This window comes from Kitasatospora sp. NPDC101157, assembly GCF_044768255.1.
Taxonomy (GTDB): Bacteria; Actinomycetota; Actinomycetes; order Streptomycetales; family Streptomycetaceae; genus Kitasatospora.
In genome coordinates, this window is the sequence record NZ_JBIWPL010000051.1 from 1 (window position 1) to 22,047 (window position 22,047).

Consider the following 22,047-nt stretch of genomic DNA (forward strand, 5'->3'; position numbering starts at 1 on the left):
CTCCCCCCGTGCCTCGGGGTCGGACAGGGGCCACCGAGGTGACCACGAGGGCCTGGGCCCGCGCATGCGCGGGCCCAGGCCCTCGTGGTGTTTCCCCGCCATCGGCATGTCGGCGAACTGCCGACCGGATCCTCCGCCTCCTCCTTCCCGTCCAGGCACGGCCCGCCACTTGCCCTACTGACCAGCCCGGGATCGGGCGGCAACTGCGGATCGACGCGGACTGCGGCCGCCTGGGTGGCTGGGCGCGGCGTGCTCCGCTCCCGCACCCGTGGCCAGCGCCCGGCGGCGCTGGACCCAGGCCCGCTGGGGCGAGCGGGTGTGCACGTCCTGCCAGAAGGAGGAGTCCGACCGGAAACGGGCCCAGCTCGCCACGGCCGAAGCGGCGGCTGCCGAGGCCGCCAAGGCAAGAACACCGGCGGCTCCTGGTGGCGCCGCTCCTGACCCCGGCCGACCTGTGACAGCGAAGATGGACGGCTTGCCGGTGAAGTTGGACCGACGCTCGTTCGCGGCAGCGAAGTTGGACCGTCGGGGCTGTCGTCAGGCGGGCGAGCTGCCGCTGTCTGCGGCCGCCGCCGCCTGCGATTTGTTCGACCGTCGCGAGGCCTTCGAGATCGCCCTCGCGCCGTCCGCGCCGTCCGGGACGTGAGCCCTCGGGGAGGTCCGCGTTCGCTCAGCCGGTCGTGGCAGCCGCCCGCGCAGTGCCCTCGGCCGACAGCTTTCGGATGTGCCGTACGGCGACGACAGGCACGCTCACGCCGATCAGATTGCAGTACGCCACCGTTTCGTAGAAGCCGTCCGCGCTGCCGGCGGCATGTGCCGCGGCGGCGCTGACCGCGACGATCAGGCCGAAGTAGAGGGCGTTGAGCACGATGGCCCGGAAGCCACCGTCGGTTTCCTCCATGACGGTCAGCGAGGTGAGCACGGGCCCCTGGACGGCGTATGTGAGCGCCACGGCGCCCAGGTAGCTGCCGGCCGCGGCGGCCACCCCGGCGTTGCCGCTGATCAGCCGCGCCAGGGGATCGTGCACCAGCCACACCAGCACCGCGATCGCCACGTAGACCGCGACGGTGACCTCGATGCCGCCGCGCATCAGCCCCCGCATGCGCTGCCAGTCGCCTTTCCCGCGCAGCTGGTTGATGGTGATCGCCGTGGCCGTGCCCAGGACCATCCCCGGCAGCAGCACCAGGTTCTGCAGGGTGGACACGACCGTGAACCCGGCCACGGCGTCCTGCCCGTAGCTCCCGAGGACGCCGACGACCGCGACGTTGTACGCGGAGATCAGCAGGAGCGACAGGGCAATGGGCAAGCCGATGCGGCGCAGGCCGGTGAGGACGTCGCGCCGCCAGATCAGGGCGGCCGGCAGATGCCACAGCTCGGTGCGGCGCAGCAGCACCAGGCCCATGGTGATGCCGGTCACGGCCGCTGTCGCCTCGGCGACGGGCACCGCCGCGATCCCGACGCCGGTACCGAGCCCGAGGCCGGCCACGAGGACGATCCGCACGCTCGCCGTACAGGTGACGAGAAGGGTGGCGTGCCGCACATACCCGTAGCCGCGCAGGCAGGACGCGAGGAGCTCCGTCCCGACGCCCAGCAGGTTGGCGGCGCTGGTCCAACGCAGGAAGGAGACGAAGGTGTCCCGATGCTCGGCGTCCACGTGGAAGAGACCGGTCAGCAGAGGAGCCGCGATCGCGAGGACAAAGTACAGGGCCGCGCCGAGCCCGAGCCAGATCCTGGCCAGGCTCGCGGCGTTCGTCATCACGTCCCGGGGCCGCCCGGCCCCCTTGCTGATCGCGGCGGCGACCTGGTCGGAGACCCCGAAGCCCACGGTCACGGCGATGACGACGAGGCTGACCGGCTGGTACAGGGAGCGGATGTAGACGGCGTCGCCCCCCATGCGCCCCAGAACGGCGACAACACCGAGCTGGACGGCGAAACCAAGGGACTCGGCCACGAACAGTGGAACAGCGAGGCCCGATATGGTGCGCCACACGCCCCTTCCTTCAGGCGTGGCCAGGGACAGCATGCGAACCTCCGGGAGTGGGGCGGCTGGAGTGGGAAAAGGGGGGAAGGGCTGCGGGACGCTATCGACATTCACCGAGGAATGTCCATGGAGGCTGGCCAGTTCAGGCCGCTGCCGTGTCGAACCGGCACAGGCTCAGGTATCCCTGGGTGGTTCGGCCGTCGCCTGCTCGTGGGGCCGCTCGAAGCCCTCAGGAACGGGGACGTGGGCAGCTTCCGCGCCCTGGACTGACACTCCCAACACCCCCCGCAAGCAGCGAACCACCTGGACACGCTTTCACCGGGGAAGTACTGACGGAACCCTCGGCCCGCGAGGACACGTTTGTAGGCTGACAGTGTGCTCACACAGGTTCCTTCAGCCGGAAGCCGGCGAAGTCCAGCACGTTGGCCACATGGTTCTCCAGATGCACGCCTTGCCATGGCACAACATCAACCCGCTGGAACTCTCCGCGGACAGGATCAAGATGGACATCCACGGCATCAACTCCGCGATGGACACGTTCTCCGCCAACGCGACGGTGACGGTGAGCCTCGGCACACACTCCGTCTCGGTGGAGAGCAAGGGGGACGGGTACCCGAACACGGAGGTGGTGCAGTATCGTCGAGCGATGGCGCTGAACAGGCTAGGCGAGGAGCGGGCGACGTCTTTCCCCGTAGACGACGGGATTGCCACGGCGCCCCTGGTTGCAGGCGGCCGAGACGAGATGCCAAGTTCGAATGCCCGGTAGTTGCTGATGCCTGCCGAGGCGCGCGAGGAAGGCGCGCTGCGCTGGTTCCTCCGGTCAGCGATCAGGTACATCCTGGCCTTCACCGTTGGCTGGTTCGTGCTGGCCGGCGCGCTCACCCTGCTGTTCCTCCCGCCGGACAACCAGATACCTTACGGGTTGGTCGGAATAGGGTACGTACTCTTTCCGCTATTCGGTGGGGCCTCCCTGGCGATCCTGCTGGCTCTTTCGCCGCTACGGTTCTTCCCGCACCTGCGGACTGTCGCCGGCATCGCACTGGCAGGGCCGCTGCTGTTCATTCTGATGATCAGCGGACCCGGATGGTTGTTTTCGCCAATGACAGTCATTCAGCTCGGCTTCGTAGTCAAGGTGATGCCGGAGGCACGATTCCGGGTCACCGCCCGTCGGCCCTGACCCCGCCCGTCCGACCCGACGCCGGCCCGCGAGACACTGTCTCGCTGGTCGTCGTCCTGGTCCGGTCCGCCGGCATTTCGCTGTCCGCTGCTCGCGGCTGCGCCGACGTCGCCTTGGGGGGCTCACGCGAGTCATCGTGCTGACGTCCGGGCGGCCGCCGGTCCTCGCCGGCTGTGCGGGTCGCTTGGGTCGCTGTTCCTGGTCGTGGTGGTCGGCCAGGGCCGGCAGCCGGCCGTCGGCGAAGCGGTTGCGCCAGGCCGCACGGTGTCCAGATGCAGGCCCGTCTTCCGGGCGATGTGCGCATTGGGGCGCCCGCGGGTCGCGTGCAGCACGATCGCGGCCACTGCCGGGCCTGGCACGTGGTCTGGTGACCGTAGGCCGCCATTCTTCAGTCGCTCACGTTCAGCGTTGGTCAGGACGATCGGCCGGGCGAGGGCAACAGGCATGGGGCAGGCCGATCGGGAGAAGTGGATCACCAGGACCGCAGTCTGCCGTGCCCGCGCCGGGACTCGTCGGGCAGGATGACCGTCATACCCACGCCTCCGGATGCCATAAGGCCACCGTCCTATTGTTGTTGGCTGATGCGCGCACACCGCATGGACCGCCCAGCCGACCTTGACGTCGTCCGTGAGTCCTATGACCAGGTGGCCGACAACTACGCCCACATGGTGGTGACGACGGGCATGGGGGACATCCGTCGCCATCCCTGGCTCAAGGCGTCGATCGACGCCTTCGCCGACACCGTGGGCGAGCTCGGGCCCGTTCTCGACGTCGGTTGCGGCCCTGGCACGGTGACCGGTTACCTCGCAGAACGCGGGCTCGACGTATCCGGGGTGGACCTCTCTCCCCGCATGATCGAGAACGCGCGCCGTCTTCATCCGCGATGTCGCTTCAGCGTCGCGTCCGCCACCGAGTTCGACTTCGGTGAAGCCTCCCTCGGCGGCGTGCTCGGGTCCCACGCCGTACGGGAGTTGACCGACCAGCGCGCCTGGCTGACGGTGTTCCTGCTTCCCGCGTACTCGCCCGACCTCAGCCCTGTCGAGTGGGTCTGGGCACACACGTCAAGCGCAGCCTCGCCAACCTCGCCGTCATGGCCCTCGACCGACTCGAAGCCCTCGTCCGCAACCGGCTCAAATGCCTGCAGTACCGGCCCGACACCCTCGACGGCTTCATAGCCGGCACCGGCCTGACCCTCGACACCCCAACCTCAACCTGACGAGCCGAAGTCAGTAACGACGGCCGATGGCCGTCCTGTTCGGCCGCCAGGGCATCCCTCTGTGCCCGGCTCAGCTGTCCTGCCCGCACCCGCCCTGGGGGCCTTCCTGGCCGCCCGCGGCCGGCTGGTCAGGGCGTGGGCGGGTTGAGGAGGGCGCGGAGGTGATCGGGTAGGTCGGGGTGGTCTCGCCAGGGGGTGGCGAGGGCCTGGAGAGCGGCCCAACAGGCGCGGGCGGTGGGGTCCGGCTGGTCATGGCCGAGGTAGTGCCACAACGCCTGGTAGAGGTGTTGGGAAGCAGCGAAGACCGCCTGGACGGCGTTGCGGACGACGGTGCGCTGCTCGTCCCGAAGAGGATGCGTGGTGCCCGGAATACGGATGACGGGGCCGAGAGCGGCGTAGGCCTGACCGTCGATGAAGTCATGCAGGTCTCTCAGCTGCTGCAGGGTCGGCAACGGCGGCTCGGGTAGGGCGGGAGAGGTCACGACGGCACGCTACCGGCCGTCACACGGCCCGCCGCCTCGTACTGCCCGCTGCTGCGCCGTGACCGTCGTCCTGGTCGGTCGCCAGGCTGTCCCGCTTCGCCCGGTTGCTTCCCACCTGAATCTGCTTCCTCCAGGCTCACATGTCCCAGTTTCCGGGTGTCCAGCCCCAGGGTGGAACTTCAGGGGCGTGGACGGCTTATCGCGTGGTCGCGCGACCCGGGGGTGTGGAGCACGACCGTCTACCTGCACAACCGCTGTGACACCACCCGGCTGGCGAAGATCGCGTGGAAGTGGTCCGGGCTGAAAATCTCGGAGATCAAGCTGGCAGGGGATGCCAAGGCACAGCCTCCCAGGGCGCCGAGTCGCTCCGCCCTTCCTTCGAACGCGAGAAGTGCCGCAAGGGCGAGTCCCTGCTGAAGTCGGTGCGCAGCTCATCGAGTCGGTCAACGACACGCTCAAGGGCCAGCTGCAGCGACTGCTGTACTCCGGCGCTGCGCCGCCTGCCTTGGCCCGGGGAACGGGCGGGGCAGGCGGCGCGAGATGTGCGGGCGGCGCGGAGGACGCGTCGGCCGTCAGAAGTGGTGGCTGGTCTCGCGGTCGGCCTTCTCGATCTGGTCGATCCGGCGCTGCAGGGCGTCGGCCTGGGCGCGGGCCTTACGGGCCGCGTCCCTCTCGCCCATGTGGTCCAGCCGACTGGCCTTCTGGCGAAGGTCCTGGACCTGCTGGCGCATCTTGTTGAGGTCAACGGTGATCGAGGCCGCCGAGGCGGGCTGGGCAGCGGCGACCTGGGCGACCGTCGCCAGGCCACCCCCGGCCAGGGCAGCGGTCAGAACGAGGGCCGGGATGCGTCGACGCATGGTGACTCCTTACGGTGGTGCGGCTTCACGGACTGGAGATCATCGGATGACCAGTCAGTAACCATCCTTACATGACTGTTCGTCATCGATCGCACCGGTGGCGCCCCGGCACCGCACTCGCACTGCACCCGTACCGGAACCCCACCGCTCCCGAGCAACCCGGGCCGCCGCACCGTCCTGGCCTTGACCGCAGTGTCTCCAGACCCGCCGCTGCGGGATTCGGGGGCGCACGAGGCACCGGTCCAGGCGCGCCAGGCACTATCGGCACGGCTTCGACGTGATGATCGTGGGCGGGACGCGTGTGGGCCCCTCCGCGACCGGCCATCCGACGGCTTACCCGGGCCCGCTGGTGCTGCCCGCCCGACCTCGGCACCAACGCTGCGGCTCCCGCGGACGGCGTCGAGCAGCTGCCCGGGTTGTGCTCGATGGACGACGAGGCCATCTACGGCCTGACCGTCTACACCTGGACCCTGGGCGCGGCTCGGCGGTGAACACCTGGAACGCCCGACGCGGTGTGGCCCTGTCCTGGACCGGCTGGTGCGCCGAGCGCGGCTACGACGGGCCGGCGGTCCCGACCTGGGTGAAGCGACTGCCGCCACCGGACTCCGACACCCCGGAGCGCTCGAAGATGGCGATCGACCGGCTGATCGCCCGCCGGGACGTCCACCTGCGGGAGAAGACGCTGTGGCGGATGTTCTACGAGACGTGCGCCCGCTCCGAGGAGACCCTGGACGTCAACATCGAGGAGCTGGACCTGGCCGGTCGCCGGTGCCGAGGGCACCCAGCCCAAAGTCCGCTGCCGCGGCGCCGCTCGCGTCGACTACGTGCTGGAGACGGTGTTCTGGGACGCTGGCACCGCCCCGCCCGGCTGCTGCCCCGCCTGCTCAAGGGCCGCACCCGCTGGCCGGTGTTCGTCACCCACCGCCGCCCCGGCCCCGGCAAGGTACTCTCCGCCCGCGAAGGCTGCCCGGACACCGGTCTGGCCCGCCTCTCCTACGGCCAGGCCCGCGCGCTCCTCGACCAGCACACCGCGCTGGCCGGACCGGGCACGGGCTGGGACCTGCATGAGTACCGCCAAACTCCGGCCTGACTCACCTTGGTGAGGCCGGGGCCAGCCTGCTGATGCTGATGGCGAAGTCGCGGCACAAGAAGACGGAGAACGTCCACCGCGACTTCAAGCCGTCCCCGGAGGCAATCGCCGAGGCCACCAGCCTGCTTGCACCCGGCAACAGCAACAGGCGCTGACGACCTGGTTCCCTGGAGTAACGCCCGCACAACTAAGGTGGCTGGTCACTGACCTCAAGGGGATCCACCATGGGCATTCATCCCGATGTAGCCGTATTGCTCGATCTTGTACCAGCAGATCTTGCGGGCGGCGAGCGGATCGACTGGACCGCGGCCGAAGCCTTGCTGGGCACCGGGCTTCCGAACGACTACAAGGCACTGCTGGACACCTACGGCGTAGGCGACATCGGAGAGCTTGTCATTCTGCCTCCGTTGCCGAGTGACGTGCGTGGGTGGGAGGGGTGTCACATCGGCAGCATGACGCCCGGTCTGCGCAGGCTCTGGGACGAGGATGCAGGTGTCCCCGGCGTGACGCCAGGTGCTGATGCTGTCCTGCCCTGGGGCACCGGAATGAATGCCAACGAGATGGCTTGGCTCATGAACGACCCCGAACCGGACAAGTGGCCAGTTGTAGCCTGGCGGCGGCACTACTCGTCGGGCGAGTCGCCGTGGGCCCTTTTTGAGTGCGGCATGGTCCAGTTCATCACCCGCATGATGCTGGGCCGGTTCGATGCCTGCCCGCTCGGCGATGCGTCGCTCTGGAACCAGACAGACACCTTCGTCAGCTGGCGCGAGCAACGTCGACGGCTTCTGGCCGGCCTGGACCCGCAGACCGGCGAACCCAGTCCCTACGCCGACATGTTTCCCATCACCGAGGACTGGCCCTGAGTGGAGGGGGCGCCCGGGGCGAATCTCACCCCCGCGCGACCGGACCACTGAAGCCTGCTCAGCCCGTCCCGGAGTCGTGTTCGCTCGGGTGCCAGCGGCTCACCGTAGCGCGACCGTGACGCCGCGCCGTTCGAGAAGTTGCACGATCTCCTCGAAGTAAGAGAGCCGGCCCTGCGGATCCTCCACAACGTCCGCCAGTGCGCGGCGTGCGATCTCGGAGTCGTGCCAGGTCAGGGTGAAGGGCGGGGCCACTCCGAATCCACCGCCCAGGCAGTCCTTGAAGGCGTTCCACTCCCGGCCGTAGTAGCGGCTGGGTCCGAGCAGGGCCTCGGCGATCGCGCAGTGCAGACCGGGAACGTCAGTGATGAACCTGCCGTCGAGATGGTGCTCACCGCCAGACCGATCCGGCTGGGGCGCAGGCACCCGCCAGGCACGAGTGGTGAGGTCCAGCCACTCGGCCCGGCCCTGCGAGTCGTACGGCGCCCACAGGTTGGGCTCTGCCGGCGGGCCCTGGTACCACTGCGCCCAGATCGGGCGGGCCGCCGGCAACGGCCGATCGTCTCCACCATCGGCGAGAGTGATGTCGACGAGCGTGCCGCCGAGCACGGACGGGCGCGCTCCGGTGACGGCCAGGCCCACGGTGCGGGAGGCCATCACGGCACCATGACGGTCCAGCACCAGGAGGTAGCCCCAGCCCCTTTCCGACCGACGGGGCCGACGCAGCGCCGCGAGGAGGGGCTCCGCAGGCTCGCAGCCGATCAGCTCCATCGGAACGGGGGACGGGTCCGCTCGTGCCCCGAACAGGCCGTCCACGGCGGAGCACCAGCCCGCACTCGCCGCTGTGGTCGTCGGCCCCGCGAAGATCTCGAAGTGCGGCGCCGCAGGCAGTCCGAAGAGACTCTCCTCGTTCCTGACGCCGGCGCCGAGCACGATGTCGTACCGCGCCTCGTCGGCCGGGTAGGGCTGATGGGCCACCACGACCGCATCGACGAGAGTCCACCACTGCACGGGCTTCTCGTCGTCCCAGACCTCGACACACACGTCGCCCAGACCCCGCAGCGAGACGTCGGGCTCAGCGAGGATGTTGCTCAGGAGACCGTCGGGGCGGCATCCGCGGAGGGTGAGGACCTCCCGTGGCGGCGGGACCGGGTCGACGAACAACCCTTCGACGCCCGCGCACCTCCCCCAGAGCTGTTCCACGCCGTCCTCGTCCTCCTGAACCAGGAGGTACTTCACCGGAAAGCCCCGGTCCCACCTCGCGTGATCTGCGGTGCGCACCCAACCCCCGAACATGTGAGCAGCCTTTGTGCCTACGATACGGACCCGTCTGGCCCGGGGAGGACGGAGGACGGCTGTTCGCCCTCGATCACGTCTCGTCGGCGGCGCTCAGATCGCGCAGGGTCGCAAGCCACCAGGCAGTTCCGGCAGCTGGAACGGTACCGGCCGAGCATGTTGACGTGGTGCCGCACGAACGGGGAGAGCCGGGCGACGTCCTCCTCGCGGACGGTCCGCCACGGTCCTGGCTCTCATGCTGTGGGGCCTGCCCACGAAGGTCCCGCTGCCCGGCGCCACCGGCACCACCACGCGCAACGGTCGACCGCTGGCGGGACAACGCCGTGCGCGGCACCGGACCATGACCAGCCGTGCAGTATGAACGCGGCGGTCCCGTGGCCGGCCCTAGACCGCCAGGGTTCTGCGGTGACTCCGACAGAGATCGCAGCAGGCGTGACCGCGACTCCGCGCTTCGTCTCCTCCGAGAACAACGGCATGCTTTGCCAGAATCTCCGGCCTGCATGACCGCTACGAGTTCGCTCGGGACTTCGGGACCGCTCTGGGCCGCCCTGGGGCTGGAGGCTCGGAGCACTCGGTCTGTATGAGTGGAGGGCTTGCTCTGACGACCGGGAGGGCGCCCGGTTCTTCGTCATCAGCGGTGGCATCCGTCGGCGGGTCGAGCTTGTGAGCCGTGAGACCGCAACGGCCATGGCCCGGCGAATGGGAAAGAAGGGCCAGCCAGACTCGGGCTGACAGTCAGGCCCGTGGCCGGTGCGTTCGCGGCCGCCACACATCCCGTCAGGCCCGATCGCCCCTGCTCGCACTTGCCGAAGAAATCCCGGCCGCGATACTGGCCCGCGTGCTCGGCATCCACATCCAAGTCGCCGTCCGGGGGCAGAAGGCATCCGCCGGAGACTGGGCCGCCTACGCTGCCGAGGTCGCGCGCCGCTCCGATCGACCACAGACGGGGACAACGCTGTCATGACGCAGTTCCTCGCGCATCAACGTGCAGAGGGGCGACACCCTCATGCGAGGGGGGTGGGGAGGCAGGCAGCAGCGCGAGCTCCCCAGGGCAAGCCCCTACCTCCCCCAAACGAACTTCGTTCAGCTCTGCTTGGCCTGAGCCGCCTTGGCGGACGCCTCCAGTCGGTTCCAGTAATCCTGGTACCACGCCTCGTCGCCGCCATCCATGTTGCTGTTGTCCTTCAGCATGCCGACCTTGCCGTCGATCAGTTCGCGGACGATGTCGGCGTGGCCGGCGTGCCGGTTCGTCTCGGCCGTCATGTGCAGCATGACCCGCTGAAGCGTCACGTCTCCGCTGTCGCCCCACCACGCGACGTGGCCCATCGCGTCGAGCGGTAGCGCCTCGATCGTCGCGTCCGCGTGCGCACAGGCGCGGTGGTAGAGGCTGAGAACGTCCTCGCGCGACTCGTCGGCAGGTGCCCACATGTCCGAGTTGGGCTCGGCACCCTCTTCGTGCCATGGAAGGGATTCGTTGTGCGGGCGGCCGAAGGTCGGGCCGAAGTACCCGAGCTCGACGCTGGCGAGGTGCTTGACGAGACCGAGGAGGTTGGTGCCGGTCGGCGTCAGGGGGCGGCGGATGTCGTACTCGGACAACCCGTCCAGCTTCCAGATGATGGCTTCGCGGGCTGCTCTGAGGTAGCGGTGCAGGTCGGCCTTAGGATCATTGGGCTTCATGGGGCCGAGTCTCGCATCGCCTGCCGACAGCTATCGCGTGAATTTGCCGGCTGCCCCGGAAGCATCAGCCGGCGACTGGGCCGTCCACCACCTCGAACCGATCGTCGCGGGAGCCCTGATGCGAACAGGCATTCGGACAGTTCCCATACCCGACTCCACCATGACGACGACGCCTGCCTCTCCTCGCCCAGCTGCGCGCGGTCGCCCTGGCCGACGGGCTGTGATGGACGGCCGTTCACGGGCGCGTGCGGCGGACCGAGAAATCGAAGCGCGGGTGCGTCGCGCGTGACAGCGGCGCGCGTGACAGCGGCCGGTGCCGCCCGGGCGTCGCCGGTAGTGTGGCGCTCACTCACATGGCGGTTCGTCCCCGGTGTCGATGGTGGCGGCCCGCCCGGTTCATCGTCGTCCGCCAGAGGGGTGGGATCCATGAGCACCCCTGAGGGGAGCCACTGCGGTGGCGTCGATTGCGACGCCCGTCATCGCCTGCCGGAGCGCCGGGACGAGGTGCAGAGGGGGCGGGTTCGCGCCGCGCACCACGACCGGCGGGGCGCTGGTTGCCTTTCCCGTCAGCCGCCGGCCGGGGTACGGGTGCGCAGCGCCTTCCAGGTGGACGGCCCGATGATCCCGTCCGGCGTGATCCCGACCTGCGCCTGCAGCGAGCTCACGGCCTGCTGGGTGTAGCTGCCGTACCGGCCGTCGATGTCCCGCGCTCCGAGGGGGAAGCCCAGGCGCTGCAGCAGGCACTGGGCTTCGGCGACGTCGTCCGCGTCGCCCGTCCCGGGCGTCAGGACGGCGGTCGTGGTTCGGCTGATCCCGGCGTACCAGAGACCGTTCTCCTGCCGGAACGCGCAGCTGTACGGCGTCAGTTGGCCGAGTGTGAAGGGCACCCAGCCGGTGCGTCGATGGGTCGCTTCGTCGGTGATCCGGGCCCGGTACGTGCCCGTGGCGTCGGTGCTCGCACAGGGCCAGCTCCAGTGCACGGAGCCGTCCTTGGCCACGGTGCCGCTCTCGCCGGACGCCCCGAGCGGAAGCGCCTGGCCGTCGGGGGTGAGGATCTCGTTGGTGTAGCGGCCACCGGGCGTGAAGCCGGCCGACTCGTTGCCCAGTTTCTGGCCGGCGTGACTGCACGTGCCCACGATCCGGAAGCGCAGCGGCGGCTGTTCCGTCAGCCGGGCCCAGCCGACACCGGCTGCCAGGGCGACGGCGAGCGTCCCCGCTCCCGTCCCGAGGAGCAGCCGGCCGTTGCACCACCAGGGCACCGCCGGCCGCAACGCCGCCGCCACGCCGGCGCGCCGAAGTGCCCGCCGGCCGGCCTCGTCGGCCGTCCTCAGCCATCCGTCCGCCCGGCTGACGGTCAGCGTGCCGAAGCCTTCCTCGTGGCGGTGCATGGTGACGACCCCGACGATCCGGCCGTGCGCCCACACCGCGGCCCCCGACATCCCCTCCCACGGCGAACCCCGGAGGTCCGGATTCCGCTCGGGCTCCTGGACCCGCAGTTCCAGCGTCCGCTCCCGGCGGTCGGCCAACGGCGCGATCTTCCCGCGGGCATGACAGGAGTCCCGGTAGCCCGTCGCGCCCCCGGGATCCTCGCGGTACTTGAACAGGGGGAAGCCCAGCGCGCTGCTGCGCAGATCGGTGTCCGTCTCGCGCACCGCCCCGAACCGCGCCGGCCTGACCCGTCGTCCGGGCCCCGCGCCGTTGCGCTCCAGGGCGAGCAGGGCGACGTCGCAGCGGGCGTCGGACCACAGTACGTGCGCCCGTGTGGTCCATTCGGCGGCCCGGTCCGCCTCGAACCGGACCTTGATGTCGGCCGCCCGGCGCACGACGTGCTCGGCGGTCAGCACCATGCCGTCGCGCACCAGGTAGCCGGACCCGCGTTCCTCCCCGCCGGCGGTCCGGCCGACGATCACCTCCGCGGCCCGGTCTGCACGCAGCCCCGTCACCGGTGCGCCTCCGCCGACCGCGCGCGAATGCCGTAGCCGGGCCATCGAACACCGAACAGGCTTTCCATGGCTAGGAGTTGTCCTTCCTGACTGGCCGTCATCCACGTCCGATCGACGACTATAGTGAGGCCTCGTTCACCATCCGCGTCACTTCTTGGGAGTGAGCAGTGATCGAGCTGTCGGACGTCATCCGCGATCTGCGCGCCCAGTTGGAGCAAGCCGTGGCCGAGGGCGCCGGGCGGGCGATCCAGTTCGAGCTCGGCGAGGTCGAGCTTGAGGTCTCGCTGGCGTTGGAGCGGTCCGCAGAAGGCGGTGCCCGGGTGCGCTTCTGGGTCGTGGAGCTGGGTGGTGACGGAAAGCGCGGCCACACCGACACCCAGCGCGTCCGGCTCACGCTCCATCCGAGGATGGCCGACACCGGCCTGCCGCCCACGGTCTCTGGGCAGTCCCGCCGAGGGGAGCGGTGACGCCGCCCCCGGGGTGCCCGCCGGACCCGGGGCACACCACGGGCCATCGCCGGCGGGCGCCCTCCGAAGCGGACAAGAATCCATGAGCCGCCCCTCCTGACCTGCCCTATCCGACCGATCGGACGGCGCGGTCGCAGCGCGGGCAAGGCGCGATGGGCGAGATCGGGCGGATACCAGCGCTGACCGGGCGCGGCCGGCCGCCCGCGCAGCTCGGCCACCGCTGCCGCGACGGCAGCACCGATCCGGCCCGGATCCAGCTGCCGACCGCCGGCGTCGGCGCGGGACTCCGCGAGGTGTTCGGCTACCAGGTCCGCGATGTCCGCCAGGCACCCGCGGATCTCGACCACCGCCCGCACCGGCAGCACCAAACCGCTGTCCCGCGCGTGGGACAGGTTGCTGCCGCCGACGCGGGTTGGGCCGAAGGGTGGGCGGCGGGAGAAGCATCCGCGGCGGCGGATACGCCTTCCCCATCAGGTGCCGTCGCCGCTGCCGGGCCGCTGCCGGGCCGCCGTCCGGCCGTCTCCGACTGGTGTGCCGCCTCGGTCCGGGCGGTGCTGGGCCGTCGGCCCGCCGCTCGCTCGCCGCCCGTCCCGCTCGTCCCGGCCGCCGCCGCTGCGCTGCCGTCCGGTTGTCGACCGCCGCCGCAGACCTCCGGGCTGGCGTTTCAGGGTGTCCAGTCGTTGCGACAGAGGCACGCAGGCAGTCGGAGCTGGCGAAGGTCCGCTCAGACGTGGCCTGCTGACGGCGGCTCGACGAAGGCACCGGCGCCCGCGGCGATGGCGGCGCTTCTGGCTGCATGGCCGGGCAGTCGCGGGTCGGGGGTCGTACGAAGGAGCACCAGTTGGTGGTACAGCGGTGCGGTGGCCGCGATGAGCAGTTGCCGGGCGTCGGTGTGTGGTGGTAGTTCGCCTCGCCGGGCAGCCCGACTGACGATGATTTCGCAGCGGGCGTACCGGTCCTCCCAGAGCCGCTGTTGCGCCTGGGCGGCTTTCTCGGAACGGAACGAGGCGGCGATCAGCGCTGACATGATCGGTGGTTCTGCGGTGAGGGCTGCGTGGATCTCCTGGTTCAGTGCTGCCAGGTCGCTTTCCAGTGAGCCGGTGTCCGGTGGCTGCCAGTCGTCGGCGGATGCCGCGTCGAGAACGTCGGCGAGCAGACCGCCGACATCCCCCCAGCGCCGGTACACCGTGGTGCGGTGCACGCCGGCGCGGGCGGCGACGGCGTCGGTGGTGAGCCCGTCATAACCGTGTTCGCCGAGCTCGGCGACGACTGCGTCGAGCACCTGCTGACGGATACGGGCGGTGCGGCCTCCGGGCCGACGGCTGGTCGGAGGCCGACTGGTACCGCCCTCTGGTCCTGGGTCTGCAGGAGTCATCACTGAATGCCTTTGCTCGGAGTGTCGTCGTTATGGCAGGATCTTAAAGCAGCAGTTGTCGCATTAGTGGAGTGATCGATGCTCTTCCGAAGCGTTCGCCCGGCCACGCAAACCTCGACGGCCCCCTCGTTCTCGAATGCTTTGGAGCACCTGCATGCCTACACAGATCACTGCGCGCGCCGCCGGCAAGTCCTTCAACGGCAGGCTCGTTCTTGACTCGGTGACCTGCTCGCTCTCCGTGGGCGAGCGCACCGGAATCATCGGTGAGAACGGAGCGGGCAAGACCACCTTGCTGCCCCTGCTGGCCAGGCGTGAACAGCCCGATCAGGGCGAGGTCCTCCTCCAGGCCACCGGCGGGGTCGGCTATCTCGCCCAGGACGAGCAACTGGCAGCGCAGACAACGGTCCAGCAGGTCATCGACCGGGCGCTGAGCGATCTGCGTGCGGTCGAGCAGCGGATGCGCCGTCAGGAGACCGCGATGGCCGACGGTGACGAGTCCGGCACGGACGAATACGGCGAACTGCTCACGGTCTTCGAGCTGCGCGGCGGCTACGACGCCGACTCCCACGTGGAACGCGCCCTGTACGGACTGGGCCCGGGGTTGGTGGGCCGTGACCGTGCGGTGGGCAGCCTGTCCGGCAGAGCGCGGGTCAGGTTACGACCGGCGGCCTGTCCGGCGGCGGCGCCGGAGGTGCTGCTGCTGGACGAGCCGGCCAACCATCTCGACGACGGGGCCCTGAGCTGGCTGGAAGACCACCTGCGTGCCCGGCGGGGCACCACCGTGGCGGTCTCCCACGACCGGGTCCTCCTCGAACGGGTCGCGACCAGCCTGTGGGAGGTGGACTCCGATACGCGTCGCCTCGTGCACTATGGCAACGGTTGCACCGGCTACCTCGCCGAGAAGACGGCTGCCCGGCAGCGCTGGACCCAGGCGCACGACCAGTGGCGGGCCGACACCGACCGGCTCCACGAAGCCGCCGCGACCACCGCCCGCCAGGTGGCCCCGGGGCGTCCGATGAAGGACGGCAACAAGTCGGCCTACGACCGGGCGGGCGGCCGCGTGCAGCAATCGCTGGCCAGCCGGGTACGCAACGCCGAGGAACGGCTGCGCCGCCTCCTTGCCGACCCTGTCCCGCCCCCGCCGGAGCCACTGCGCTTCACCCCTGTACTGCGGACCCGCCGCCTACCGGGCGTCGTACTCGACGGCGCCGACATCGCCGTCACGGACCGGCTTGCCCGCACCTGCCTGTCCGTCACGGCGGGCGAGCACCTCCGGATCACAGGGCCGAACGGAGCGGGCAAGAGCACGCTGCTGCGCGTCCTGGCCGGGAACACGCCGAACAACTGCTGTCCCTCGGCCTTTTCGACCGTGACCAGCTCGCGGTTCCGGTCGGCCGGCTGTCCACCGGCGGCTGCAGCGTCTGGCCCTGGCGCGATTGCTCAGTGCGCCGTCGGACGTCCTGTTGCTCGACGAACCAACCAACCATCTCTCGCCCGCCCTCGCCGAGGAGCTGGAAACCGCTCTGACCGGGTACACCGGCACGCCCGTCATCGTCAGCCATGATCGCCGGCTGCGTCGGCACTGACGGGGCGCCCATCTCTGGCCGTGCAGGCGACTGATACGTCCGCCGCCACATGCTGAGGTCCTCCGAACCCGCACACCCACAGACACCCACAGACATCGCTCAGGAAGGACAAAATCCGTGATGCCTCCTGTCCCCGCCGACCCGACCGTGGTGCACCCGATGCCCGAACAGCCGCGGGTGGTGCTGCTGAAGCCGCTGATCACCTCGCCGCTGATCGAGGTCGGAGACTTCTCCTACTACGACGATCCCGATGACCCGACCGCCTTCGAGACCCGCAACGTGCTGTACCACTACGGGCCGGAAAGGCTGGTCATCGGAAAATTCTGCGCGCTGGGCGAGGGCGTGCGGTTCATCATGAACGGCGCCAACCACCGCATGGAGGGCCCCTCCACATTCCCCTTCCCGATCATGGGCGGTTCCTGGTCCGAGCACTTCGACCTCATCACCGGCCTGCCCGGACGAGGCGACACCGTGGTGGGCCATGACGTCTGGTTCGGCTATCGGTCCATGGTGATGCCCGGCGTCCGCATCGGCCACGGAGCGATCATCGCCTCCGGCTCCGTCGTCGTCGACGACGTCCCCGACTACGGCATCGTCGGCGGCAACCCCGCCCGCCTCATCCGCCGCCGCTACAGCGACGCCGACATCGACCGCCTCCTCGCCGTGGCCTGGTGGGACTGGCCACTCCAGCACATCACCGAACACATCCGCACGATCATGTCCGGCAGCATCGACGACCTGCAGAACGCGGCGCCCGGGCACGCGGAAACAGAACGTCTCGACCCCACGACCCCGAGCCCCAACGACCGTTGAACGAACCCGGCCCAGGACGACCTGCGCGAAGACCCGCCCTCCTGTCCGCGACCCACCCGTCCAGCACCGAATATCGAGGTGTCCGCATGCCTGCTTCGCCCCACCCCTCCCGCGCGATGACCGCGCGCCGCGCGGCCTCATCCGCCTCGGCCACGGCGGCCTGAAGCCCCTCCAACTCGGCCCGCAGTTCCTCCGCCCGGGCCAGCGCCACCCGCTCGCGCCTCTCCAGCACTCCCAGCACCGACGGCATCCGCCACCTCCGACCACGCCCCGCACCGACACGACGCTCCGAGCGTGCCTACCGAGTGGCGGCCACACACCTCACCTGGGAAAACGTGACCCTACCTTCGGTTTGGGAATCGCTTCTTAGAGTTCGTTGTCCCAAGTCTCGGCCGAAGGCTCGTTGATCACGACGAGAGACTGCCCTGTCGCTGTCACTACCAACGTCGGCTGCACACGATTGAGGGGCGGTCTCATGAAGACCGCCCCTGGCGAAAATCATCCCGCTACGCTTACCCAGCGCGGCCTCTGAGCAGGCAAAACGTCGAAGTCCTGCTGGAGTACTAGCTAGGGCTGTTGGCCATGGACAGGCCGAGGCTGATCTCCAGTGACGGGTGGGGCGTTGTCGCAGGATGGCGTCCCGCCGAGTGGTGTAGCAGCGATCTTGAGGTAGGTCCTGGTCAGCGACTTGGCAGTTGCTGTCCAGCCCCTTCGAGTGCTCGGTCGCCGACGCGTTCCCCTTGCCGCCACCTGCGCCGAGACCGGCAGCGGGCCGCCCTGCGAATCCCAGTCCGGGAACCTCGCTCCGACGGAACGTCAGCACACGGAGATTCCACCACCACGCGGGCCACGACCTGTCGCGGCCCCGACCCGGCTCGGTGGTCACTGTGCCGTCATCGGCTTCGGTGCGTTGTGAGCGCGACGGTAGGCCAGTGGTGACAGGCCCAGGTGCGTGTGGAAGTGCTTGCGCAGGGCGACGGGGTCACCGAAGCCGCAGGTGGTCGCGATCCGCGCGACGGTCAGATCGGTGGACTCCAGCAGCAGGCGGGCGTGCGCCAGCCGCCGCTGCGCAAGCCACTTCAGCGGGCTGCTGCCCACCTCACTGCGGAACCGCCGGGTGAAGGTGCGCTCGCTCATGTGCGCGTGCCGGGCCATGTCCTCCAGTGTGACCGGCTCGGCCAGCCGGTCCAGCGCCCACTGCCGGGTCGCCGAAGTGGAACGGTCGGTGTCCTGCGGAACCGGGTGCTCGATGAACTGGGCCTGCCCGCCCTCGCGCCACGGCGCCACGACGCAGCGCCGCGCGGCGGCCGAGGCCACCGCCGCCCCGTGGTCGAGACGGACCAGGTGCAGGCACAGGTCGATGCCGGCCGCTCCACCGGCGGACGTAAGGATGCGTCCGTTGTCGATGAACAGGACGTCCGGATCAACATCGACGTCGGGAAACAGCCGCGCCAGCGCGTCACACAGCGCCCAATGGGTGGTGGCCCGTTGGCCGTCCAGCAGACCGGCCGCTGCGAGCAGGAAGGCCGAGGTGCACAGGCTGACGATGCGGGTTTGCGGCCCGATCCGGTCCAGCGCCGCGGCGAGTTCCTCGGGGAGCGTGCCGGTCGCGAGCAGGTGCTCGCTGGGCTCCTGGGTGGCCAGAACGACAGTGTCCGCGGTCTCCAGCACCGACTCATCGTGGTCGACGACGATCCGGTAGTCCTCGTGTGTGCGTACCGGCCGGCCGCCGAGGGAGCAGGTGACGACGGAGTACAGACGAGTCCCGTCCGGTTCACAGGCCTCGTTGAACACCCGGGCGGGGATGCCCAGATCCAGCGGCAGGACTCCGTCGAGGGCGAGAACGACAACACGATGGGTCATGGCTGGAATGGTACGACAGATGTCTTCCCAGCCACTCATCCGCCTCTGCGGGTACACGCCACTCTTTCTTGTGCCGGGACCGCGGTCCTCAGGCGGAAGAAACAGTGAGACGGACATGAGCGAGGACAACATGAGCGACAACACCATGCGGGCTGTCACCGTCACGGAGTTCGGCGGAGCGGAGGTGCTGACCATCGAGGAGGTCGCGCGCCCGGTGCCGCTGCCGACCGAGGTGCTGGTACGAGTGCACGCCGCCGGGATCAACCCGGTGGACTGGAAGACCCGCGAGGGCCAGGGCATGGCGGGGCTGCAGACGTTCCCGCTGATCCTGGGCTGGGACGTGTCCGGCGTCGTCGAGGCGGTCGGCTTCGGCGTCACCACCCTGAAGGTCGGCGACGAGGTCTACGGCATGCCGTGGTTCCCGCGCGCCGCCGGCGGCTACGCCGAGTACGTCACCGCCCCGGCCCGGCAGTGGGCCCGCAAGCCGGCCACCCTCGACCACGCGCACGCGGCCGCCGTGCCCCTGGCGGCGCTGACTGCCTGGCAGACCGTGGTCGACACCGCTCACGTCCAGGCCGGCCAGCGCGTCCTGATTACGGCCGCCGCCGGCGGGGTGGGCCACTTCGCGGTCCAGTTCGCCCGGCACCTGGGCGCCCACGTGATCGCCACCGCCAGCCCCACACGCCACCCCTGGCTCAAGGAACTCGGCGCCGACGAGACCATCGACTACACCACCACCCGCTTCGAGGACGTCGTGGAGGACGTCGACGTCGTCATCGACCTGGTGGGCGACGCCCACGACCGGACCAGCACCCGCTCGCTGAAGGTCCTGCGCCCGGGCGGCCTGCTGGTCGCCGTACCGGCCGGCGTCTCCCCGGAACTGGCCGCGGCCGCCGAGGCAGCCGGCGTGCTCGTCACCCCGTACCTGGTCGAGCCGGACGGCGCGGCGCTGACAACGATCGCCGACCTGATCGACGCCGGCGAGGTCGCCGTCGAGGTGGAGGAGACGTTCCCGCTGGAGCAGGTCGGCGCGGCCCACGCCCGCGTCGAGGCCGGCCGCACCCGCGGCAAGGTCGTCCTGACCGTGACCGACTGACCATCATCACAAGCAGTTCGGAGTGTGCCGTGCACTACGAGATCCGCCGCTACCAAGCCCAGCCCGGACGCCGCGAGGAATGGGTGCGCTACATGGAGGACGTGGTCATCCCGTTCCAGGCCTCGCTGGGCATGGACGTGACCGCCTCCTTCGTCGATGCCCAGGACGAGGACGGCTACGTGTGGATCCGCCGGTTCGAGGACGAGGCCCAGAGCGAGGCCCTGTACACAGCCGTGTACGAGCACGACCGCTGGAAGAACGAGATCGGCCCGGTCGTCTACGGCCTGCTGATCCCCGAGAAGTCCGTCGTCGCCCGCGTGGTCCCCACCCTGGCCTCACCCCTGCGGTGACCTGGCTTGCGGCCCCTCCACCCGACGCGCACAGCAATAGAGGACCATTCATGAGCACCGTCACAGTCCAGAAGTCGGCCCCCGCCTCGTCCATCACCCAGGCCGCCGCCGGCGCACTCATCGCGGCAGTACACACCGCCGCTGCCCGGATCGGCTTCACGGCGGCCGTCGCCGTCACCGACCAGGGCGGACATCTGAAGGCGTTCGATCGGGCCGACGACGCGCCCTTCCTCACCGCCGAGGTCGCCGTCGACAAGGCCTGGACCGCGGTCTCATTCCGCATCCCCACCCATACGTGGAACGACTTGCTCGGCAACCCGCAAATCGCGCCGCTGGGCGGCCACCCTCGTGTGATGGCCGTCGGCGGCGGCTACCCGATCATCGAGAACGGCCGGTACATCGGGGGGCTGGGGATCTCCGGCGGCGACTACGAGCAGGACCAGCAGGCCGCCGAGGAAGCCCTGGCCGCCCTTGGGTTCGACCCGCCCGGTCACTGACCGGCCACCGGAGTGTGGTCCTGTGGCGTAGATCGTCACAAGCGCCCGGTCCACTCATGTAGTGCGGGCGGGTTCTCCGACCGGCTGGGGACCGTGTCTGGCGGGAAACTACGTCCCCAGGGATCTCACTGCGGGACGCTGGTTGCGCCGTACTCCCGGTGGCAGTGCTCGGCGGCACGGGCGGCCTGGTGGCCGGTCTGGGTGCAACGCGGGGTGCAGCGCGGGGTGCAACGCGGGGTGCAGCGCGACCGTGTTGCATCCCTGACCTGGGCATTCATCTTTTCCGAAGGGTGGCTGGGCCGTGTTGCAGCGGGCCCGTTGCACCGCCCTGTTGCAGCGGGCGCGTTGCACCGGCCCGTGTTCGGCTACTCCCAGCGCATGCCGAGTTGGGTGAGGCGGGTGGCGCGGGCGGCGGGGATGGTGGCGCGTCTGGTGCGGGAAGGCCGAGCCGGACCACCGTCGGCTGCTGCGCATGAAGGCTCCGTAGGACAGGCCCTGCTGACGCCTGGACCGCCCACTACCGCCCCCTCGGCTCTGAGGCGACGGCCCAGGAGAATGCCTGACCTGACCTCAGGTCGTAGACGTTGTGACGCAGTAGGGAGACGGCGTTCGATGCGGATGAGTGAGAGGCAGGGTTCCTTCCGGGCAACGGGACGTGGTACCCATGGCCCATGGCAGCGAAATTCCGCACGAGGGAAGGCCGCAAGGTTGGGTTCGGGGATCACGTGTGGTCTCAGAACGGCGACGGGCCTTTCGTCATCACTCCGCATCCGCTCGACACCGTCCACCTGGAGCTGGTGGAAGTTGGTGGCAGTGAGCGGCGCACGCACCATCCGGATGACATCGCGCTCTACTACTACGCAAGCGTGCCCCCTCGACGCTGAGGACGATGGCCGGTGTCGGGGTTGTCCTCGTCTCCCTTACCTATCTTTTGTCATGACCGCGGTCCGCTATGGTGGTCAGGCGACTACGGCTCCCCCCGTTCCGTAGTCGGCGCGGGCGCGCATCCCAGGACCGGGGATGCGCGCCCACCCTGAAGAGCAGCACCGCCGGCTGGCGACCACGACCTCGGCAGACCCCGCCGCGTGTGCCCCGGCGCTCGCGGCGCTTGCTCGGCGGGCGTTGCCCGGGTGCGGCTGGCGGGACCAGGGAGCCGATACCGCGCGGCTGAATGCTGGTCACCCGGCCCATTCCCCCACCCCGGACGCCGAGGTGATCACCACGGCCGGTCGTCCGGCGGACCGTCGGACAGGATGGCTGCTGGAGGTCGTTGCCCGCCCCCGTCAAAGAGCTGCCTGGGCCCGCACTCCCGTCCGGCGCCCGGACTCCCGCCCAGGCCGTCGCCGCCGTCCTGGTGACCGAGGCCGTGCCCGGTCGTTGAACCCGGGTGAGCGCCTCGACCGGGGTGCGCGGCGATGCCC

Annotated in this window: 19 protein-coding genes and 4 pseudogenes; 15 read left to right on the forward strand and 8 right to left on the reverse strand. The window is 69.9% G+C overall.

The annotated features are described in order from the left end of the window. Nucleotides 1-481 precede the first annotated feature (481 nt). Nucleotides 482-646, forward strand: a complete 165-nt coding sequence (locus tag ACIRVF_RS42045) for a hypothetical protein (RefSeq protein WP_402830281.1) — start codon at nucleotides 482-484, stop codon at nucleotides 644-646. A gap of 24 nt (nucleotides 647-670) precedes the next feature. On the opposite strand, the gene ACIRVF_RS42050 is transcribed toward ACIRVF_RS42045, so the two are convergent. Then, the gene (locus ACIRVF_RS42050; RefSeq protein WP_402830283.1) at nucleotides 671-1,990 is read right to left on the reverse strand and encodes an MATE family efflux transporter; all 1,320 of its coding nucleotides are present in this window, start codon (nucleotides 1,988-1,990) and stop codon (nucleotides 671-673) included. Nucleotides 1,991-2,411: 421 nt separating this feature from the next. On the opposite strand from ACIRVF_RS42050, the gene ACIRVF_RS42055 reads away from it, so the two are divergent. The 4 genes and pseudogenes from ACIRVF_RS42055 to ACIRVF_RS42070 all read left to right on the forward strand — a co-directional run. Continuing rightward, nucleotides 2,412-2,747 (forward strand): hypothetical protein, encoded by a 336-nt coding sequence (locus ACIRVF_RS42055; RefSeq protein ID WP_402830285.1) that lies wholly within the window; start codon nucleotides 2,412-2,414, stop codon nucleotides 2,745-2,747. A 6-nt stretch (nucleotides 2,748-2,753) separates the two neighbouring features. Beyond that, a complete protein-coding gene (locus ACIRVF_RS42060; protein ID WP_402830287.1) occupies nucleotides 2,754-3,158 on the forward strand; it encodes a hypothetical protein in 405 nt (134 codons plus the stop codon). Between the two features lie 683 nt (nucleotides 3,159-3,841). After that, nucleotides 3,842-4,087: pseudogene (locus ACIRVF_RS42065) on the forward strand (class I SAM-dependent methyltransferase); the annotation flags it as partial. Nucleotides 4,088-4,111: 24 nt separating this feature from the next. Beyond that, nucleotides 4,112-4,374 (forward strand): annotated as a pseudogene (locus tag ACIRVF_RS42070) (transposase); the annotation flags it as partial. A 128-nt stretch (nucleotides 4,375-4,502) separates the two neighbouring features. Here ACIRVF_RS42070 and ACIRVF_RS42075 read toward each other — a convergent pair. Next, a complete protein-coding gene (locus tag ACIRVF_RS42075) occupies nucleotides 4,503-4,856 on the reverse strand; it encodes a hypothetical protein (RefSeq protein WP_402830289.1) in 354 nt (117 codons plus the stop codon). Nucleotides 4,857-5,428: 572 nt separating this feature from the next. Then, on the reverse strand, nucleotides 5,429-5,713 hold the full coding sequence (locus tag ACIRVF_RS42080) for a hypothetical protein (RefSeq protein ID WP_402830291.1): 285 nt from the start codon (nucleotides 5,711-5,713) through the stop codon (nucleotides 5,429-5,431). 299 nt (nucleotides 5,714-6,012) lie between these two features. Here ACIRVF_RS42080 and ACIRVF_RS42085 point away from each other — a divergent pair, with 299 nt between their 5' ends. The 3 genes and pseudogenes from ACIRVF_RS42085 (at nucleotide 6,013) to ACIRVF_RS42095 (ending at nucleotide 7,666) form a co-directional block, all read left to right on the forward strand. Next, nucleotides 6,013-6,204 carry a hypothetical protein gene (locus ACIRVF_RS42085; protein ID WP_402830325.1) on the forward strand — a complete coding sequence of 64 codons (192 nt, stop codon included), beginning with the start codon at nucleotides 6,013-6,015 and terminating at the stop codon, nucleotides 6,202-6,204. After that, nucleotides 6,195-6,958, forward strand: a pseudogene (locus tag ACIRVF_RS42090) (site-specific integrase); the annotation flags it as partial. The gene ACIRVF_RS42085 and the pseudogene ACIRVF_RS42090, both read left to right, overlap by 10 nt. 69 nt (nucleotides 6,959-7,027) lie before the next feature. Continuing rightward, nucleotides 7,028-7,666: a hypothetical protein gene (locus ACIRVF_RS42095; RefSeq protein WP_402830294.1), complete on the forward strand. Its 639-nt coding sequence runs from the start codon at nucleotides 7,028-7,030 to the stop codon at nucleotides 7,664-7,666. 99 nt (nucleotides 7,667-7,765) lie between these two features. Here ACIRVF_RS42095 and ACIRVF_RS42100 read toward each other — a convergent pair whose 3' ends face one another. The 3 genes from ACIRVF_RS42100 to ACIRVF_RS42110 form a co-directional block, all read right to left on the reverse strand. Then, nucleotides 7,766-8,902, reverse strand: a complete 1,137-nt coding sequence (locus tag ACIRVF_RS42100; RefSeq protein ID WP_402830297.1) for a barstar family protein — start codon at nucleotides 8,900-8,902, stop codon at nucleotides 7,766-7,768. 1,140 nt (nucleotides 8,903-10,042) lie between these two features. Further along, a complete protein-coding gene (locus tag ACIRVF_RS42105; RefSeq protein ID WP_402830300.1) occupies nucleotides 10,043-10,636 on the reverse strand; it encodes a DinB family protein in 594 nt (197 codons plus the stop codon). 566 nt (nucleotides 10,637-11,202) lie between these two features. Then, nucleotides 11,203-12,579 (reverse strand): peptidoglycan-binding protein, encoded by a 1,377-nt coding sequence (locus tag ACIRVF_RS42110; protein ID WP_402830303.1) that lies wholly within the window; start codon nucleotides 12,577-12,579, stop codon nucleotides 11,203-11,205. A gap of 167 nt (nucleotides 12,580-12,746) precedes the next feature. On the opposite strand from ACIRVF_RS42110, the gene ACIRVF_RS42115 reads away from it, so the two are divergent. Beyond that, on the forward strand, nucleotides 12,747-13,046 hold the full coding sequence (locus ACIRVF_RS42115) for a trypco2 family protein (RefSeq protein WP_402830305.1): 300 nt from the start codon (nucleotides 12,747-12,749) through the stop codon (nucleotides 13,044-13,046). A gap of 724 nt (nucleotides 13,047-13,770) precedes the next feature. Here the strand turns inward: ACIRVF_RS42115 and ACIRVF_RS42120 are convergent. Continuing rightward, nucleotides 13,771-14,421 (reverse strand): TetR/AcrR family transcriptional regulator, encoded by a 651-nt coding sequence (locus tag ACIRVF_RS42120; RefSeq protein ID WP_402830308.1) that lies wholly within the window; start codon nucleotides 14,419-14,421, stop codon nucleotides 13,771-13,773. Nucleotides 14,422-14,575: 154 nt separating this feature from the next. Here ACIRVF_RS42120 and ACIRVF_RS42125 point away from each other — a divergent pair. Next, nucleotides 14,576-16,007: pseudogene (locus ACIRVF_RS42125) on the forward strand (ATP-binding cassette domain-containing protein). 120 nt (nucleotides 16,008-16,127) lie between these two features. Continuing rightward, nucleotides 16,128-16,820, forward strand: coding sequence for a CatB-related O-acetyltransferase (locus ACIRVF_RS42130; RefSeq protein ID WP_402830310.1), 693 nt, complete (start codon nucleotides 16,128-16,130; stop codon nucleotides 16,818-16,820). An 882-nt stretch (nucleotides 16,821-17,702) separates the two neighbouring features. Here ACIRVF_RS42130 and ACIRVF_RS42135 read toward each other — a convergent pair. Next, complete coding sequence (locus ACIRVF_RS42135) at nucleotides 17,703-18,683, reverse strand: GlxA family transcriptional regulator (protein WP_402830313.1); 981 nt, start codon at nucleotides 18,681-18,683, stop codon at nucleotides 17,703-17,705. A gap of 130 nt (nucleotides 18,684-18,813) precedes the next feature. Between ACIRVF_RS42135 and ACIRVF_RS42140 the strand changes: the two genes are divergently transcribed. From ACIRVF_RS42140 to ACIRVF_RS42155, 4 genes are all read left to right on the forward strand, one after another. Continuing rightward, the gene (locus tag ACIRVF_RS42140; RefSeq protein ID WP_402830323.1) at nucleotides 18,814-19,779 is read left to right on the forward strand and encodes an NADP-dependent oxidoreductase; all 966 of its coding nucleotides are present in this window, start codon (nucleotides 18,814-18,816) and stop codon (nucleotides 19,777-19,779) included. A 29-nt stretch (nucleotides 19,780-19,808) separates the two neighbouring features. Then, the gene (locus tag ACIRVF_RS42145; RefSeq protein WP_402830316.1) at nucleotides 19,809-20,129 is read left to right on the forward strand and encodes an NIPSNAP family protein; all 321 of its coding nucleotides are present in this window, start codon (nucleotides 19,809-19,811) and stop codon (nucleotides 20,127-20,129) included. 50 nt (nucleotides 20,130-20,179) lie between these two features. Continuing rightward, a complete protein-coding gene (locus ACIRVF_RS42150) occupies nucleotides 20,180-20,626 on the forward strand; it encodes a heme-binding protein (RefSeq protein ID WP_402830319.1) in 447 nt (148 codons plus the stop codon). A 671-nt stretch (nucleotides 20,627-21,297) separates the two neighbouring features. Then, on the forward strand, nucleotides 21,298-21,510 hold the full coding sequence (locus tag ACIRVF_RS42155; RefSeq protein ID WP_402830321.1) for a hypothetical protein: 213 nt from the start codon (nucleotides 21,298-21,300) through the stop codon (nucleotides 21,508-21,510). The last annotated feature ends 537 nt before the right edge of the window (nucleotides 21,511-22,047 follow it).

Coding starts and splice junctions, on each gene's coding strand:
- ACIRVF_RS42150 (WP_402830319.1), top strand. CDS start 20,180: ATGAGCACCGTCACAGTCCAGAAGTCGGCCCCCGCCTCGTCCATCACC.
- ACIRVF_RS42060 (WP_402830287.1), top strand. CDS start 2,754: ATGCCTGCCGAGGCGCGCGAGGAAGGCGCGCTGCGCTGGTTCCTCCGG.
- ACIRVF_RS42055 (WP_402830285.1), top strand. CDS start 2,412: ATGGTTCTCCAGATGCACGCCTTGCCATGGCACAACATCAACCCGCTG.
- ACIRVF_RS42080 (WP_402830291.1), bottom strand. CDS start 5,713: ATGCGTCGACGCATCCCGGCCCTCGTTCTGACCGCTGCCCTGGCCGGG.
- ACIRVF_RS42155 (WP_402830321.1), top strand. CDS start 21,298: ATGGCAGCGAAATTCCGCACGAGGGAAGGCCGCAAGGTTGGGTTCGGG.
- ACIRVF_RS42095 (WP_402830294.1), top strand. CDS start 7,028: ATGGGCATTCATCCCGATGTAGCCGTATTGCTCGATCTTGTACCAGCA.
- ACIRVF_RS42120 (WP_402830308.1), bottom strand. CDS start 14,421: ATGACTCCTGCAGACCCAGGACCAGAGGGCGGTACCAGTCGGCCTCCG.
- ACIRVF_RS42140 (WP_402830323.1), top strand. CDS start 18,814: ATGAGCGACAACACCATGCGGGCTGTCACCGTCACGGAGTTCGGCGGA.
- ACIRVF_RS42130 (WP_402830310.1), top strand. CDS start 16,128: ATGCCTCCTGTCCCCGCCGACCCGACCGTGGTGCACCCGATGCCCGAA.
- ACIRVF_RS42105 (WP_402830300.1), bottom strand. CDS start 10,636: ATGAAGCCCAATGATCCTAAGGCCGACCTGCACCGCTACCTCAGAGCA.
- ACIRVF_RS42135 (WP_402830313.1), bottom strand. CDS start 18,683: ATGACCCATCGTGTTGTCGTTCTCGCCCTCGACGGAGTCCTGCCGCTG.